The 15,589-nt window shown below is 37.2% G+C and carries 18 protein-coding genes and 1 other annotated feature (1 of these 19 cut by a window edge); all 18 genes read left to right on the plus strand.

Annotated features, from left to right (window positions below):
* Positions 1–253: 253 nt before the first annotated feature.
* Positions 254–1,228, plus strand: a complete 975-nt coding sequence (mraY, locus tag MHI10_RS04295) for a phospho-N-acetylmuramoyl-pentapeptide-transferase (RefSeq protein ID WP_340783287.1) — start codon at positions 254–256, stop codon at positions 1,226–1,228.
* Positions 1,225–2,577, plus strand: a complete 1,353-nt coding sequence (gene murD, locus MHI10_RS04300) for a UDP-N-acetylmuramoyl-L-alanine--D-glutamate ligase (RefSeq protein WP_340783288.1) — start codon at positions 1,225–1,227, stop codon at positions 2,575–2,577. The genes mraY and murD overlap by 4 nt, the downstream gene beginning before the upstream one ends.
* 7 nt (positions 2,578–2,584) lie before the next feature.
* Positions 2,585–3,667 carry an FtsW/RodA/SpoVE family cell cycle protein gene (locus tag MHI10_RS04305; protein WP_340789133.1) on the plus strand — a complete coding sequence of 361 codons (1,083 nt, stop codon included), beginning with the start codon at positions 2,585–2,587 and terminating at the stop codon, positions 3,665–3,667.
* A 23-nt stretch (positions 3,668–3,690) separates the two neighbouring features.
* Positions 3,691–4,518, plus strand: coding sequence for a cell division protein FtsQ/DivIB (locus MHI10_RS04310; protein ID WP_340783290.1), 828 nt, complete (start codon positions 3,691–3,693; stop codon positions 4,516–4,518).
* The gene (locus tag MHI10_RS04315) at positions 4,496–5,221 is read left to right on the plus strand and encodes a DUF881 domain-containing protein (RefSeq protein WP_340789136.1); all 726 of its coding nucleotides are present in this window, start codon (positions 4,496–4,498) and stop codon (positions 5,219–5,221) included. The genes MHI10_RS04310 and MHI10_RS04315 overlap by 23 nt, the downstream gene beginning before the upstream one ends.
* A gap of 23 nt (positions 5,222–5,244) precedes the next feature.
* A complete protein-coding gene (locus MHI10_RS04320; protein WP_340783292.1) occupies positions 5,245–5,952 on the plus strand; it encodes a DUF881 domain-containing protein in 708 nt (235 codons plus the stop codon).
* A gap of 14 nt (positions 5,953–5,966) precedes the next feature.
* Entirely contained in the window at positions 5,967–6,332 is a 366-nt protein-coding gene (locus tag MHI10_RS04325) for a small basic family protein (RefSeq protein ID WP_340783293.1), read from the plus strand.
* Between the two features lie 102 nt (positions 6,333–6,434).
* Positions 6,435–7,727, plus strand: coding sequence for a cell division protein FtsA (gene ftsA, locus MHI10_RS04330; protein WP_340783294.1), 1,293 nt, complete (start codon positions 6,435–6,437; stop codon positions 7,725–7,727).
* 39 nt (positions 7,728–7,766) lie between these two features.
* Entirely contained in the window at positions 7,767–8,939 is a 1,173-nt protein-coding gene (ftsZ, locus tag MHI10_RS04335; RefSeq protein ID WP_340783296.1) for a cell division protein FtsZ, read from the plus strand.
* A 481-nt stretch (positions 8,940–9,420) separates the two neighbouring features.
* Positions 9,421–10,242: a sigma-E processing peptidase SpoIIGA gene (locus MHI10_RS04340; protein WP_340783297.1), complete on the plus strand. Its 822-nt coding sequence runs from the start codon at positions 9,421–9,423 to the stop codon at positions 10,240–10,242.
* A 13-nt stretch (positions 10,243–10,255) separates the two neighbouring features.
* Positions 10,256–10,963 carry an RNA polymerase sporulation sigma factor SigE gene (gene sigE, locus MHI10_RS04345; protein ID WP_340783298.1) on the plus strand — a complete coding sequence of 236 codons (708 nt, stop codon included), beginning with the start codon at positions 10,256–10,258 and terminating at the stop codon, positions 10,961–10,963.
* Positions 10,964–11,045: 82 nt separating this feature from the next.
* Positions 11,046–11,816: an RNA polymerase sporulation sigma factor SigG gene (gene sigG, locus MHI10_RS04350; RefSeq protein ID WP_340783299.1), complete on the plus strand. Its 771-nt coding sequence runs from the start codon at positions 11,046–11,048 to the stop codon at positions 11,814–11,816.
* A gap of 136 nt (positions 11,817–11,952) precedes the next feature.
* Positions 11,953–12,192, plus strand: a complete 240-nt coding sequence (locus MHI10_RS04355; protein WP_340783301.1) for a PRC-barrel domain-containing protein — start codon at positions 11,953–11,955, stop codon at positions 12,190–12,192.
* Positions 12,193–12,267: 75 nt separating this feature from the next.
* Positions 12,268–12,936 (plus strand): YggS family pyridoxal phosphate-dependent enzyme, encoded by a 669-nt coding sequence (locus MHI10_RS04360; RefSeq protein WP_340783302.1) that lies wholly within the window; start codon positions 12,268–12,270, stop codon positions 12,934–12,936.
* Positions 12,937–12,948: 12 nt separating this feature from the next.
* Positions 12,949–13,458, plus strand: coding sequence for a cell division protein SepF (locus MHI10_RS04365; RefSeq protein WP_340783305.1), 510 nt, complete (start codon positions 12,949–12,951; stop codon positions 13,456–13,458).
* Positions 13,459–13,489: 31 nt separating this feature from the next.
* Positions 13,490–13,747: a YggT family protein gene (locus MHI10_RS04370; RefSeq protein ID WP_340783308.1), complete on the plus strand. Its 258-nt coding sequence runs from the start codon at positions 13,490–13,492 to the stop codon at positions 13,745–13,747.
* Between the two features lie 72 nt (positions 13,748–13,819).
* A complete protein-coding gene (locus MHI10_RS04375) occupies positions 13,820–14,608 on the plus strand; it encodes a YlmH family RNA-binding protein (protein ID WP_340783309.1) in 789 nt (262 codons plus the stop codon).
* Positions 14,609–14,816: 208 nt separating this feature from the next.
* Positions 14,817–15,362: a DivIVA domain-containing protein gene (locus MHI10_RS04380; RefSeq protein ID WP_340783311.1), complete on the plus strand. Its 546-nt coding sequence runs from the start codon at positions 14,817–14,819 to the stop codon at positions 15,360–15,362.
* A 70-nt stretch (positions 15,363–15,432) separates the two neighbouring features.
* Positions 15,433–15,589 (plus strand) — a binding site (T-box leader) (it continues 69 nt past the right edge of the window).

The raw sequence follows: 15,589 nt of genomic DNA on the forward strand, positions 1-15,589 counted from the left end.
CTAGCCTAAAAACGTCACATCGTGTGACAACGGCTGGCTGACCCACGTCCTGTGGCCCCGAACTCGAAAAAAATCTGGACGCAATTACGCCAAGGCGTAATTGATTCTCCAATTTGACCTATTAAAGTTATACTAAAACAACTATTATAGTGAAGGGTATTTCCCCTTCGTCCAGTGGGTGTTCCAACACGCACTGGACACAATTACGCCGAGGTGCAATTGATACAGATAGAAGATTTAAAGGAGATTTTTTATGACATTACCAATAACATTGACTATTCTAGCTTCCTCATTCTTGTTGACGGTCATTTTGGCCCCACTAGGAATTCCACTGCTACGCAGGCTGAAGTTTGGTCAGAGTATACGTGAGGAAGGCCCGCAATCTCACATGAAAAAAGCGGGTACACCTACAATGGGTGGTCTCATTTTTTTACTGGCCATTATTGTTGCAACAGCGGTTGTAGCCACTCTATTTGATTTATTTACAACACAGACAGTCGTACTATTACTTGTTTTAGTTGGATTTGGTGTGATTGGATTTTTAGACGATGGCCTAAAAGTAATTTTCAAACGAAATTTAGGATTAACGTCACTTCAAAAACTAATCGGGCAAATTGCGATTGCAGTAGCCGCATTTTTACTATTACGATTAGGTGCATTTGATACTTCGATCGCATTGCCTTATACAGATATTTCGATTGATTTAGGTATTTTCTATGTAGCCTTTTTAATTTTTTGGTTAGTAGGATTCTCGAATGCAATCAATTTAACAGATGGGGTTGATGGTTTAGTATCGGGTACCGCATCGATTGCTTTTGCTGCATTTGGTGTCATCGCATTATTTAATGAACAAGCCGATATCGCATTATTTGCCTTTGCGGTAACTGGGGCATTACTAGGCTTTTTAATTTTCAATGCAAACCCTGCAAAAGTATTTATGGGGGATACGGGTTCGTTAGCACTTGGTGGTGCACTTGCCATGATTTCAGTGTTAGTGAAGCAAGAGTTATTATTGCTTTTAATTGGTTTAGTTTTCGTTATTGAAACACTATCCGTTATTTTGCAAGTAGGGAGCTTTAAACTTCGAAAAAAACGTATTTTCAAAATGAGTCCAATTCATCACCATTTTGAGTTATCAGGATGGTCTGAATGGAAAGTAGTCATTGTGTTTTGGTCAACAGGATTAGTCGTAGCATTAATAGCAGTATTGGCGGAGGCGTTATTATGATTGAATATACAGGTTTACAATCGAAAAAAGTGTTAGTGCTAGGATTAGCGAAAAGTGGTGTGGCAGCTGCGGAATTGTTACATGAGCTCGGTGCCTTTGTAACGGTCAATGATGCAAAGCCATTTGATGCGAATCCAGAAGCACAAGGTTTATTATCAAAGGGGATTACAGTAATTTGTGGTCGCCATCCAGAAGATTTATTGGATGAAGGCTTTGAGCTCGTTGTAAAAAATCCAGGTATTCCTTATTCAAATCCGATTGTTGCAGATGCAATGCAACGCGATATAGCGGTTATAACTGAAATGGAACTCGCATATTTAGTAAGTGAGGCACCGTTTATTGGGATTACGGGATCGAATGGTAAAACGACAACGACAACATTACTATTTGAAATGCTTCAACTTGGTCATTTACAACCACTAATTGCCGGAAATATTGGGACGGTCGCATGTAGCGTTGCTGCAGCTGCAACAGACGATCAAGTCATTGTGACAGAACTTTCATCGTTTCAACTCATGGGAACACGTACGTTTAAACCGCGTATTGCGATTTTAACAAATTTATATGAGGCTCATTTAGATTATCATGGCACATTTGAAGAGTATGCAGAGGCGAAATTCGGTGTGACGCGCAATCAAACAGCGGATGATTACTTTATTTATAATGATGACCAAGAAATCGTTCGCAGATATGCGCAAAAGTCCAATGCAATGCTCATTCCATTTTCAACAAGTGGTAAAAGAGATCATGGCATTAGTGCAGATGCACACAACATTTACTGGAATGGCGAGACTATTCTTGCTTGCAATGAAATCGTCTTACCAGGAGAACATAATTTACAAAATATTTTATGCGCAGTAGCGGCTGCACTTTTACAAGGCTGCCCGATTGAGGCAATTAAAACTGTTCTTTCGACTTTTGTCGGTGTTCGCCATCGTACGCAATTTGTTCGTGAATGGAATGGTCGAAAAATTTATAACGATTCTAAAGCAACGAATGTATTAGCAACGAAAAGCGCGTTATCGGCATTTGAACAGCCGATTGTCTTACTTGCAGGAGGTTTGGACCGCGGACATTCTTTTGAAGAGCTACGAGAAGAAATGAAGCATGTCAAAGCGGTTGTTGCATTTGGTGAAACGGCATTACGCTTTATGGCGTTTGCAAAGTCATGTGGGGTTACAAATATTGTCCGAGCGATTGATGTTGAAGATGCGGTAGGATATGCTGCAAAATCTTCGGAGCAAGGGGATATTATTTTATTATCACCAGCATGTGCGAGTTGGGACCAACATGCGAGTTTTGAAATTCGAGGAGATTTATTTATCGATCGTGTTATGAAGCTTTCATAGAGAAAGGATAGTTACACTGTCACATCAATTCAAACAATGGTTTTTTAGTAGTGCTTTCATTTTATCCATCATTGGGATTGTTTTTATTTATTCCGCTGGTACGTACTGGAGTTCCATTCATTATATTGGACAAACACCATTTTATATAAAGCAAGGTATTTACTTCGTTATAGCGGTTATTAGTTGCTTAATGGTGATGAACATGAAAGTACTGCAAAAACCGAAAACGTGGGTATTTTTTTATTGGGTATCCATTTTCTTGTTAATTGCAGTATTAATACCGGGTATTGGGATTGTGCGAAATGGCTCTCAAAGTTGGATTGGTGTGGGTTCACTAACGGTTCAACCAGCAGAGCTCGCCAAATTAACGACTTTAATATATTTAAGTATTCTTTTGGCAAATGGAAAAGCAGGACAGCGAGTTGTGCAATGGAAACATTTTCTTGTAATCATTCTTCCGTCTTTGTTAATTATGCTACAACCAGATTTTGGCGCAGTGTTTATTTTAGTCGTGGCGGCATTTCTTTTACTTTTTATCGCACAATACCCAGTAAAGTTGTATCTCATCTTAATTTTAACGGGCATTGTTGGTTTAGTAGCATTAATTGCTGCAGCACCCTATCGTCTAAAGCGTATTGAAGCTTTTTTAAATCCTTGGGCAGATGCTTTAGGAAGCGGTTTCCAAGCGGTTCAATCATTGCTTGCAATTGGCCCAGCCGGTTTGTTTGGACATGGATTTTTAGAAAGTAGACAAAAATATTTATATTTACCTGAGCCACAAAATGACTTTATTTTTTCCATTATTTTAGAAGAAATAGGTTTGTTAGGTGGTATGGGACTGCTGCTTATTTTTGCGTGCTTTTTACTATCCGGATATAAACTAGCCTTATCTTGCAATAGTCAGCTCCATTTTTATGTCATCTGTGGACTAACAACAACGATTGCGATACAAGCTTGTTTAAACATCGGTGTAGTCATCAATTTATTACCTGTTACCGGTGTTACATTGCCATTCATTAGCTATGGCGGCACATCATTATTAGTTGTATGGCTAACCGTAGCGCTTATTTTAAATTTTTCAAAGGAATAACGTGAAAGAAAGGAGTAGAGATGATGGAGAAAGTAATAGACATAACAGAACGTGTACCTGCAATGCGGAAAAGACGAAAACGCCGTACGAATCTTAAATTTGCATTTTTAACAACCATTTTCTTATTCATCATCCTATTGCTTCTTTATTTTCAATCACCATACAGTGATATGAAGGAAATTAATATTCAAGGGTCTAATTTAAAGGATGAGGCTTACTATTTACATCAATCCGGCTTAGTTTTAGATGAGTCGATGTGGGGATTTAAAATAGATGATATTGAAAAAGAAATTGCTAAAAATGATTGGATCAAATCAGTTGAAGTACAGAGAAAGTTTGTCAATACGGTTCAAATTACCATTGAGGAATGGCATAAAGTTGCTTATATTTCCCGAGAAGGCAATTTTTATCCGATGTTAGAAAATGGCGATATTTTTAACGAATCAAGTGAAATGGTGCCAGTTGACGCGCCCATTTTTTTGAAGTTTGAAGATGAATCGTTACGAAAGAAAATATTGAAGCAGCTCGCCCTACTAAAACCGGAAGTGTTGTCACTAATTTCTCAAATAAATGCAAGCCCATTGGAATCCGATCCGTATGCGATTACTTTGTTTATGAATGATGGTTATGAAGTGCGTGCGGAAGTGAATACTTTAGCTGAAAAGCTGAATTATTATCCATCCATAATTGCACAAATTGAAAATGAGGATGCGTTTGAAAAAGGAATAATTGATATTGAAGTCGGCTCTTATTATCGCCCATTCTCGGAGGAATACGCAATCAATATTCCAGAGGAAGGCGAGGATATAGAGGGGGATGAACTAGATGATGAACAACAATCAACGGACTAAAAAAGCATCTCCTTTTACTCGGAAATACATGGTTATTTTAATAGTTTGTATTATTACAGGTTTTATCATTGGTTTTTCTTATAATTTATCGAAGGACAAGCGAACATTAAGCGCTAGCTCAACTTATTATGAACAGGAAAATCAGTATCGGGAAGAATTAATTGTGCAGCAGGAACGAAATAAGGAATTAACAGATGAACTGGCCGAATTAGAAAAAAAAATACGTAGCTATGAAAAAAAGTATTCTTCAAATGAAGTACAGTATGAACGAAATATAAAAGAAGCCCAACAACTGCGCTTATTGTTAGGGATTGACTCTGGCGAAGGAAAAGGTATTAAAGTTACTTTGCAAGATGCAGACTATAATCCTGCAAGCACAAACCCTAATGATTATATCGTGCATGAAAGTCATATTTTCAAAGTGCTAAATGAGTTAAAAATTGCTGGTGCTGAGGCAATTGCCATCAATGGACAACGCTTAAAGATGAATTCTTATATTAGCTGTAATGGGCCAGTAATCACAATTGATGGGAAGCAATATCCAGCACCCTTTGTCATTGAAGCTGTTGGTAAACAAGATATTTTATTATCAGCATTAGAGCTAACAGGTGGTGTTTTTGATCAATTACTAAATGAACGCGTTGTTGTGACATTTGAAAAAAGTGAATTAATTCAAATGCAATCTATAAACGAAGAAGGTTAGTACAGCATTCGGAGGATAACGTGATGACGAAAAAAATGTATCGAAACATTACAATTGTATCGTTCATCATTGGTTTTATGCTAGCTGTTCAATACAATACAGTACAAAATCCAACCGAACGAGATACACGAGATATTTGGGAAATCCGTCAAGAATTATCAGAAGAGAAAAAACGACATTCGGAATTATTGTCGTCAATAAGTTCCTTGTCGAGCACGGTCAATAAGTACGAGGACGCTGAATTTAATAACCCAGAACTGCTCTTGCAAGAGACTGTCAATGATCTGAAAAAGCAAGCCGGATTATTACCGATTAGTGGTCCGGGAGTTACGCTTACAATTGAACCATCTCAAGAGTTAATCCAATTTGGATATGAATTGAAGCCGATTTCTCCTGATTTACTTATTCGATTGACGAATGATTTATATCGAAATAATGCTCAGGCAATCGAAATTGATGAGAAACGACTGACATACAATAGTGCGATTCGTGATATTAACGGGAAAACAACAATTAATAGTGAACCAATTAAAAAAACAAATTTTGAAATAAACATTATTATGCAAACATATGAGCAAGCCCAAAAATTAACCAATCATTTATTAGCGTCATCCTTTCAAGATGAGTTTTTTATCGATAATTTAATACTTACAGTCCATGATGCCGAACAAAATGTACGAATTAATTCCACAGTTGAATTACAACAAAGTAAATATTTGAGTGAGAGGTAAAAGGGGTTGCGAATATGTGGTTACCACTATTAGGATTAATTTTTGGTGTAGTGTTAGGTTTTTTAACAGATATTCAAATTCCATCTGTTTATGAAAATTACTTATCAATTGCGGTATTAGCAGCATTAGATACGATGTTTGGTGGGATTCGTGCACAATTACAACAAGTTTATGATGATAAAGTGTTTATTTCTGGATTTTTCTTCAATATTTTATTAGCAGCAGGTTTAGCATTTTTAGGCGTACACATTGGTGTGGATCTCTATTTAGCCGCAATATTTGCATTTGGCGTACGTTTATTTCAGAATATTGCAGTCATCCGTCGTATACTATTAACAAGATTAGACAATAGACGATTGAAAAAAAGTGAAAACTCTTAAAATTAACGTTAAATTTTCATGACAAATTACTGTTTTACTTAGACAATCAAGTAAATTTGCAATAGAATAAAAAATAGGAGTAATTGAAGGAGGTGCAACAAGTTGAATCATCAAGAAATATATGTTTCTCTCGATATTGGTTCTTCATCCGTTAAGGTACTTATTGGAGAGATGAGTGATGATCAATTGCACGTAATTGGTGTAGGTCATGTAAAATCAACAGGTATCCGAAAAGGAGCAATTGTTGATATTGATGCTACCGTGCAATCAATAAACAAAGCTGTCGAGCAAGCTGAAAGAATGACAGGCATCAAAATTGATGAAGTTGTACTTGGTGTACCAGCTAATCAAACATTTTTACAACCTGTAAAAGGGGTTGTTGCTGTAAATGGCGAAAATAGAGAAATTACCGATGACGACTTAGAGCGTGTAATCGATTCCGCACAGGTAATGTCGATTCCGCCAGAGCGTGAATTAGTCAATTTAATTCCAAAACAATTTATCGTTGATAATTTAGATGAGATAAAAGATCCACGTGGAATGATAGGAATTCGTTTAGAAATGGACGCAACGATGATTACAACTTCGAAAACACTTGTACATAATGTACTTCGTTGTGTTGAGCGTGCAGGTTTACAAATTCGTGAAATCTATTTACAACCATTGGCGGCAGGTACATTTACGTTAACAGAAGATGAAAAAAATCAAGGAACCGCTTATATTGATTTAGGTGGGGGCTCTACAACGATTGCCTTATTCCAAGATGGACTATTAAAAAATACTGCAGTAATACCAGTTGGAGGCGAACATATTACAAAGGATTTATCCATTGTTTTAAAAACGCCAACAGAGCAAGCAGAAAAAATTAAAAAGCAATATGGACATGCTTTTTATGATGATGCATCCGACGAGCAATTATTTGAAGTACCAGTAGTTGGTACCGATACAACAGATCAATATAGTCAACGTTATATTGCCGAAATTATCGGAGTTCGTTTAGAAGAACTTTTTGAATTAGTTTTAGACGAATTAGCACGAATGGGCATTCAAGATTTACCTGGAGGCGTAGTAATTTCTGGAGGCGTAGCTCAAATTGAAGGAATTGCTCAATTAGCCCGCCAAGTAATGCTTACACGTGTGCGCGTGTTTACACCAAATTATATTGGTGTTCGTGAACCTGGATTCACGACATCTGTCGGATTAATTCGTTATGCGAATGCAGATGACAAGTTTTATGGTAGAAGTGCAACCAGTTCTGCACCTTCTTATGCGCCTTATCCTGCTCAATCAAATCCTTCTAAAAAACAAGCAAGTGTATCGGAGCGAGTAGAAAGCGACAATAAAGTTGGAGTTATTGATCGCGCTAAAAACTTATTAAATAAATTTTTCGATTAGAACGAAAATGAGGGTTGTCATAAATTAGGAGGAGAGACTATGTTAGAATTTGAAACGGGTATGGATCAACTAGCTGTCATTAAAGTAATTGGTGTAGGTGGCGGTGGTAACAATGCCGTAAATCGTATGATCGAGCATGGAGTCCAAGGTGTAGACTTCATCGCTGTCAATACAGATGCACAAGCTTTGAATTTATCAAAAGCTGAATATAAATTACAAATTGGTGGAAAGTTAACACGCGGTCTTGGTGCAGGTGCCAATCCTGAAGTTGGAAAAAAGGCAGCGGAAGAAAGTCGTGAACAACTTGAAGAAGTATTACGTGGTGCCGATATGGTATTCGTAACTGCTGGTATGGGTGGTGGTACAGGTACTGGTGCAGCACCTGTAATCGCTTCAATTGCGCGTGATTTAGGCGCATTAACAGTTGGTGTTGTTACACGTCCATTCACATTTGAAGGACGAAAGCGTCAAACACAGGCAGTTGGTGGTATTTCAACGATGAAAGAATCAGTAGATACGTTAATCGTCATTCCAAACGATAAGCTACTTCAAATCGTTGATAAATCGACACCGATGTTAGAAGCGTTCCGAGAAGCTGACAATGTTTTACGACAAGGTGTTCAAGGTATTTCAGATTTAATTGCTACGCCTGGTTTAATTAACCTAGACTTTGCAGATGTCAAAACGATTATGTCTGATAAAGGTTCAGCGTTAATGGGGATTGGTATCGCAGCAGGTGATAATCGTGCTGTTGAAGCGGCAAAAAAGGCCATTTCATCACCACTTCTTGAAACGTCAATTGATGGAGCAAAAGGTGTAATCATGAATATTACGGGTGGCTCGAACTTAAGTTTATTTGAAGTTCAAGAAGCGGCTGATATTGTTCAATTGGCTTCTGATGAAGAGGTTAATATGATCTTTGGTTCGGTGATCAATGATAATCTAAATGATGAAATTATCGTAACAGTTATCGCAACAGGCTTTTCAGATGACTTTAGCTCTCCAATGCCAACGCCAATACGTCCAGCACTAGGTGTACGTCAACAAGCGGCGTCTACACAGCCAGCAGCACCACAGCAGCAACAGATGCAACAGCCGCGTGTGCAAGAGCATGTTCAACAGGAAATGCCGCGTCAGCAAACGCAACAAAACTATCAACAAGAAGAAACATTAGATATTCCGACGTTCTTACGTAATCGTCGTAACCGATAAAAGGTTCAATATGTAGAGGTTGTTCTAGTAGTCTATAAATATGACTGCTAGAGCAACCTCTATTTTTTTATGTTCAAATAACTATGTGTAATTACAGAACTTATCATTTATAAATCCTAATCATTTTTTGAATATGAAATTAGTTTCAGCTACTCAATAAAATTCGTTCCTACAATACGGTTACAACTGCAAAATATGCCGTTTTCCCCCACATTTATAGCATAATTCCGACATTATCAAAGCTTTTCTTTGCGCTAAGGTGGTACTGGCTCCTCGCTAGTAAATACTTTATTAGGAAACTTACATTATAAAGAAAGAATCCTTTGTTTAACTTATATAAAAAAAGCGGCGGAATTTTAAATGTCGAAATAATTTAATTTATCTGACATTATGTCTATAAAATTATGTGAATCCCTTCTATGTTTTGACAAATTATATTGAAGTACAGTGATAGTCTTGGTACTAGGAGGAACAACAATACATGATAGGGGAACTCATCGTCTTATTTAACTTTTTCTTCAATATTATTTTACTCAGGTTTACACAAGCGGTGACGAGATATCCGATAAAGACATGGCGATTAATAAGTAGTGCTTTTTGTAGTGCCCTTATAGCCGTTGTTTTTTATGAATCAATCGTAATGACAATTTTTAGTTTTATTGTTTTGATTGGAATTGCATTTTCATTTCGATGGAGCAGTTTTTACGTTCAAGGTAGCTGGTTAATGATGGGAACATTGCTGGCGGGGGGGTTGCTAAGTGCGGTTCAACCTTATTTATTGAAACATTCCATTTTTGCTTATATTTTGTTTTGTTTAGGCATAGCTTGTAGTAGTTTGTTTTTGATGAAAAGAAGTTGGTTCAACAAGTTACAACAAGTCGTCCAGCAACAATATGTTACAAACTGTGAGGTTGAGCTATTTGACCAAACATTACGTTTACTAGCTTATATCGATACAGGAAATGAATGTATTGAACCATTGAGCAGAGCGCCTGTACATTTCATCTCTTTTAAAGCAGTTCATGAGCAATTAGAGCCCACTTTTGAAGCGAGCTTAGAAAAATGGTCGGAAGAAGAACCATTAGCTCTTGAAATGTTTTCTAAAGAACTTCGGAAACATATCCGTATTGTTCCGCTAACAACTGTTCAGAATAGCTCCGTTTTAGTACCGGCTTTTCGAGCAGAAATTAAAATTAATGAAAAAACAGATAAAAATCAATATGTTATTTTCACAAAAAATGATGCTCGTTTCCCGCAAAAGGCCCAAATGATTGCACATGTATCTGTTCTTACAAATCGATAAAGGAGGATGAATATTGCTTCAAAAAATAAAAAACTTATTATTAAACTTATTTAACAAGTATTTAAAAAAAGGGACATATTATATAGGAGGACATGATTCATTGCCAATTCCACTTACAAGAGAAGAAGAAGTTGTTGTTGTTGAAGCGTTTATGGGCGGGGATTTACATGCTAGAGATATGCTAATTGAACGTAATTTACGTTTAGTCGTTTATATAGCAAGAAGATTTGATAATACTGCTACACCGATAGAGGATTTGATAAGTATCGGTTCCATTGGCTTAATTAAGGCGATTGAGACATTTAATTTAGATAAAAATATTAAATTGGCGACTTACGCTTCTCGTTGTATTGAAAACGAAATTTTAATGCATTTGCGAAAAACAAGCCGCATGAAAGGGGAAGTTTCGCTAGATGAGCCATTAAATTCTGACGCGGATGGTAATGAGTTGTTGTTATCGGATATTTTAGGAACAGAAGAGCATATTATTACTATGGATGTCGAACGTAAGCTGGAAAGACAGCATATGTTTGGCGCAATTGATAAATTAACACCACGAGAAAAATACATTATGGAATGTCGTTTTGGATTAAATGGAAAAGAAGAAATGACACAAAAAGAAGTCGCGGATCATTTAGGCATTTCACAATCGTATATTTCGCGATTAGAGAAAAAAATTATTTTAGATTTACGCGAGCATTTAAATGAGCCGATTGCATAAGTATGGTTAAAATTGGTGTGCATACAGTTTTTTATTCCGGACAAACTTAGACGAAAGAGAAAAGTCCGGAAGGTGAGATTGAATGCGTACTAAAGTTGAATTATGCGGAGTCGATACTTCTACATTACCCGTATTAAAACATGAGGAAATGAAAAGTCTTTTTATCCGTTTACAATCGGGAGAAGACTATGTTCGTGAAGAATTAGTCACTTGTAACTTGCGTTTAGTGCTAAGTATCGTTGGACGTTTTGCTTACCGAGGTGAGCAGGCAGATGATCTGTTCCAAGTTGGTTGTATTGGTCTTTTGAAAGCAATTGATAATTTTGACTTGAAGCATAATGTTCGCTTCTCAACATATGCTGTACCAATGATTATTGGTGAGATTCGCCGCCATTTACGCGACCATCATTCATTGCGTGTATCCAGATCTTTACGTGACATTGCATATAAGGCAATGAAAGCAAAAGAAGCTTTTATTGCAGAATTTTTAGTAGAGCCGACGATTGAACAAATTGCAAAGGCGATCGAGATGAAAAAGGAGGACGTTTTATTTGCGTTAGATGCGATCCAAGATCCGATGTCCTTGCAAGAGCCGATCTATTCAGATGGTGGCGATGCCATTTATATGATTGATCAAATTAAAGACCAAGTGACGGAAGATCAATGGGTCGGGGCAATTTCCGTACAAGAAAGCTTAAAAAAATTAGATGTAAGGCAACAAATGATTGTAACAAAACGCTTTTATTATGGGGAGACGCAAACAGAAATTGCACAATCTCTAGGGATTTCACAAGCACAAATTTCCAGAATTGAGAAAAGTGCGATTGAAATGATGAAGCGTGATTATCGATAATCAATACGAGTGTAGCTGACGGCTTTGTGACCAATGCCATTTTGAATTGTATATCCACATGATAAAAACACAACTCGGTCTAATGTGATCCAGTTGTGTTTTTCTAATTATTTAAATGAATTGAAAGGATGGGATAATGCGTTTTTCATCTGTGCAGGAAAAGGAAATTATAGAGGCATCCAGTGGGAAATTTATTGGCTATATTGTAGATGCGGAAGTTTGTGAAAAGGAAGGAATCATTTTAGCCTTTATAATTGCTACGCCCAAAAAGTTTTATCACCTATTTCAGGGGGAAGAGGGTACTAGGAAAGTCTCATTTAGTCATATACTCACAGTCGGGAAAGATGTTATTCTCGTAAAAACAAGCGAGGAATAGGTCGCGCTATTCATTGAAAATTATGATAGCCCTTGTTACAATGAAAGAAACTATTGTTGTAAAGTTGGGAAAAAAGTGACGAAAATAGAGAAAAAATTAGAATTAATTCAAAAGCAAATAGAAAATGCAAAACTTCGAACAAATCAAATGCAAGAAGTAAAAATTATTGCCGTTACAAAAGAAGTGGATGTAACGCGTACAGAAGAAGCGATTGCAGCAGGGCTTACGCATCTAGGTGAAAATCGCCCAGAAGGTCTGGCACGAAAGCTAGAAGCGATTCATTCAGATGTTGAGTGGCACTATATCGGTTCATTACAAACGCGTAAAGTAAAACAGGTGATTGCACAAATTGATTATTTGCATTCATTAGATCGCTTAAGCTTGGCTGAGGAAATTGAAAAGCGTGCCACAAATGTTGTGAAATGTTTTGTGCAAGTGAATGTTTCTGGTGAGGAATCTAAGCAAGGATTAACGAAAGAGCAAGCTTTAGAATTTATAAAGCAGATGCAATCGTTTACAAAAATTGAAGTCGTAGGATTAATGACAATGGCGCCTTTTACCGAAGATCAGCATGTAATTCGCCAAGTTTTCCGTGAGTTAAAACAGTTGCAACAGGAAGTTGTACAATTACGTTTACCGAATGTACCGTGTACAGAACTGTCGATGGGCATGTCAAATGACTATGAGATTGCAGTTGAAGAAGGTGCAACGTTTGTGAGGATTGGAACAGCTCTTGTTGGCTAAGGAGGAAGTAAGATGAGCATAAAAAATATTATCGACAAATTCTTTTATTTAGAGGATATGGAAGATGAACAAGCTCCAAGTCAAGCGACACAAAAGCAACAACCTGCTCCTAAGCCTGTTGCATCATCAAAGCAAGAACAGATGCCACAGCAGGTTATCCAAAATCGCATGAAAAAAGAGCGTAAAATCCAGCCGCAAATACGGAATAATGAAGTGGCAGTACCAAATAATGTTGTAAGTTTGCAAGCTGCAACCTCTTCCAAAAATTCGAAGCTCGTATTAGTAGAGCCGCGAGTTTATGCAGAAGCGCAAGATATTGCTGAGCAATTAAAAAATAAACGCGCAACGGTTGTAAATTTACAGCGTATCGACCGTGATCAAGGGAAGCGAATAATCGATTTTTTAAGCGGGACAGTGTATGCTTTAGGTGGCGATATTCAACGAATCGGAACCGATATTTTCTTATGCACACCTGAAAATGTAGAAGTATCTGGTGAAATTTCGAATTTAGTGTTTGATTAGCAATCTTTGAAGTAGAGAGGTATAAAAAACTATGATTTATCCACTTGTAGAAACAGCATTTCTCGTGTATCGATTTATGCTCATCGGTTACATACTGATGTCTTGGGTACCAGCATTGCAAGAGTCAGCTGTTGGGAAATTCCTTGAAACAATGTGTGAACCGTATTTAGGCTTTTTCCGTAAATTTATCCCACCAATTGGTATGATTGATATTTCTCCAATTGTTGGATTATTTGCCCTTATGTTTATCCAAAACGGTGTATTTATCGTACTAGGATATTTACTTTAAAATGTAATCCCTCTGCAATAGTGTAGGGGGGTTCTTTTTGATATAAATAATTTACGATTGGAAGGTGATTTTATGGAGCATTTAATACAACATTTTCGGAAAGATGAACAGCCGTTTATCGAGCAAGTGATCGGTTGGCAACGTGAAGTGGAGGACCGATATGCACCGAAGTTAACGGATTTCCTTGATCCAAGGCAACGCTTTATTGTCGAGGCAATAATCCAGCAGTCAGAAGACATCCACGTTTTTACGGAAGGTCTTTTTGACAACGCCGAAAGACAGCGAATGCTAATCGCACCTTCTTATTTTCAAGCGGCGAAGGAAGATTTTCAAATTGCATGCTATACAATCAATTATCCGTCTAAATTTGTTCAAATTAAACATCCCGATGTGCTAGGAGCTTTATTATCGATTGGATTAGACCGGAGTAAATTTGGCGATATTCGTCTCGCTGAAAATACGGTGCAATTTGCGATGGCCACAGAAATTGGGGACTATGCTCGGGCAAGTTTAACGGGCATTGGTAAAGTGAAAGTGCATATTGAGGAAATCGGGCCAACTGTACCTTTACTTCAAAATGACGAGCAATGGATTGAAAGTTCGCATACCGTTTCTTCAATGCGTTTAGATGTTGTATTAGCAACGGTCGCCAATGTATCACGCCAAAAATCACAAAATTTAATCGGTTCGGGTAAAGTGAAAGTGAACTGGACTGTAAGAGAAACAACTTCTTTTGAATTACAAGAAGGGGATATTATTTCTGCTCGGGGCTTTGGAAGAGTGAAAATTATTATGACAGAGGGACGAACAAAAAAAGACAAAATACGATTACAAATAGGACGTTTAGAGCAAAAACTATAAATTCCCAGTATTATTTGTGAAAACTTGATGTTATTCAACGAAGAAACCATTATAATGAGAATTAACTTGCTTCAGCTGAATCAAGTTAAAGCCCCCGGCGGATGTCATAGATTTTAAGGGGAGCTTTTCGAGCAAGCTCGAAAAAAATCTAGACGCAATTACGCCAAGGCGCAATTGATTACATTCGTGCAAAGGAGAGTCGAACGATATGCCATTATCACCTCTTGATATACATAATAAAGAATTTACTCGCGGATTCCGCGGTTATGCAGAAGACGAGGTAAATGAATTTTTAGATCAAATTATTAAAGATTATGAGATTCTTTTACGTGAAAAGAAAGAATTAGAAGATCAAGTGAAGTCTATGTCAGAGCAAATGAGCCACTTTAGTTCGTTGGAAGAGACATTGCAAAAATCAATCGTCGTAGCTCAAGAGGCTGCTGATGAAGTCCGTCGTAACTCTCAAAAAGAATCAAAGTTAATTGTAAGAGAAGCGGAAAAAAATGCAGATCGTATTGTGAATGATGCGATGACAAAAGCGCGTAAAGTTACAATTGAAATAGATGAATTAAAGAAACAATCGAAAGTTTTCCGCAATCGCTTTAAAATGCTTGTTGAGGCGCAGCTCGACTTATTAAATACAGATGATTGGGATCATTTACTGGAGTATGATGTAGATCTTACAGAAATCCAAGATCACAATCGTCCAGATGCTTCAGATGACGTGCTAAAAGAAGGAAAACTAACGTATTAATGAATTGTACTTGACATTCTGACAGTCCTTTTCATATACTAAAAAATAATTAGTAAGATGCAAATTGCAACTATAGGCAAAGACGGAGACAGTATGTTTACATTTGTGGGGAAGCGATTCGAGGATGGTGAAAGCTCGAACGAAACAAGTTAAACGGAAAATCACTCCCGAGCTAAATAGCCGAAATTTCTAGTAGGTTATTTCGTTTTACACGACGTTACAGTGTC

The organism is Solibacillus sp. FSL K6-1523, from assembly GCF_038005225.1.
Classification (GTDB): domain Bacteria; phylum Bacillota; class Bacilli; order Bacillales_A; family Planococcaceae; genus Solibacillus.

Bases quoted from the DNA above. Each gene is read 5' to 3' on its own strand.
- mraY (WP_340783287.1), top strand. From the start codon at position 254: ATGACATTACCAATAACATTGACTATTCTAGCTTCCTCATTCTTGTTG.
- murD (WP_340783288.1), top strand. From the start codon at position 1,225: ATGATTGAATATACAGGTTTACAATCGAAAAAAGTGTTAGTGCTAGGA.
- MHI10_RS04310 (WP_340783290.1), top strand. From the start codon at position 3,691: ATGGAGAAAGTAATAGACATAACAGAACGTGTACCTGCAATGCGGAAA.
- MHI10_RS04315 (WP_340789136.1), top strand. From the start codon at position 4,496: ATGAACAACAATCAACGGACTAAAAAAGCATCTCCTTTTACTCGGAAA.
- MHI10_RS04320 (WP_340783292.1), top strand. From the start codon at position 5,245: ATGACGAAAAAAATGTATCGAAACATTACAATTGTATCGTTCATCATT.
- MHI10_RS04325 (WP_340783293.1), top strand. From the start codon at position 5,967: ATGTGGTTACCACTATTAGGATTAATTTTTGGTGTAGTGTTAGGTTTT.
- ftsZ (WP_340783296.1), top strand. From the start codon at position 7,767: ATGTTAGAATTTGAAACGGGTATGGATCAACTAGCTGTCATTAAAGTA.
- MHI10_RS04340 (WP_340783297.1), top strand. From the start codon at position 9,421: ATGATAGGGGAACTCATCGTCTTATTTAACTTTTTCTTCAATATTATT.
- sigG (WP_340783299.1), top strand. From the start codon at position 11,046: ATGCGTACTAAAGTTGAATTATGCGGAGTCGATACTTCTACATTACCC.
- MHI10_RS04355 (WP_340783301.1), top strand. From the start codon at position 11,953: ATGCGTTTTTCATCTGTGCAGGAAAAGGAAATTATAGAGGCATCCAGT.
- MHI10_RS04365 (WP_340783305.1), top strand. From the start codon at position 12,949: ATGAGCATAAAAAATATTATCGACAAATTCTTTTATTTAGAGGATATG.
- MHI10_RS04370 (WP_340783308.1), top strand. From the start codon at position 13,490: ATGATTTATCCACTTGTAGAAACAGCATTTCTCGTGTATCGATTTATG.
- MHI10_RS04375 (WP_340783309.1), top strand. From the start codon at position 13,820: ATGGAGCATTTAATACAACATTTTCGGAAAGATGAACAGCCGTTTATC.
- MHI10_RS04380 (WP_340783311.1), top strand. From the start codon at position 14,817: ATGCCATTATCACCTCTTGATATACATAATAAAGAATTTACTCGCGGA.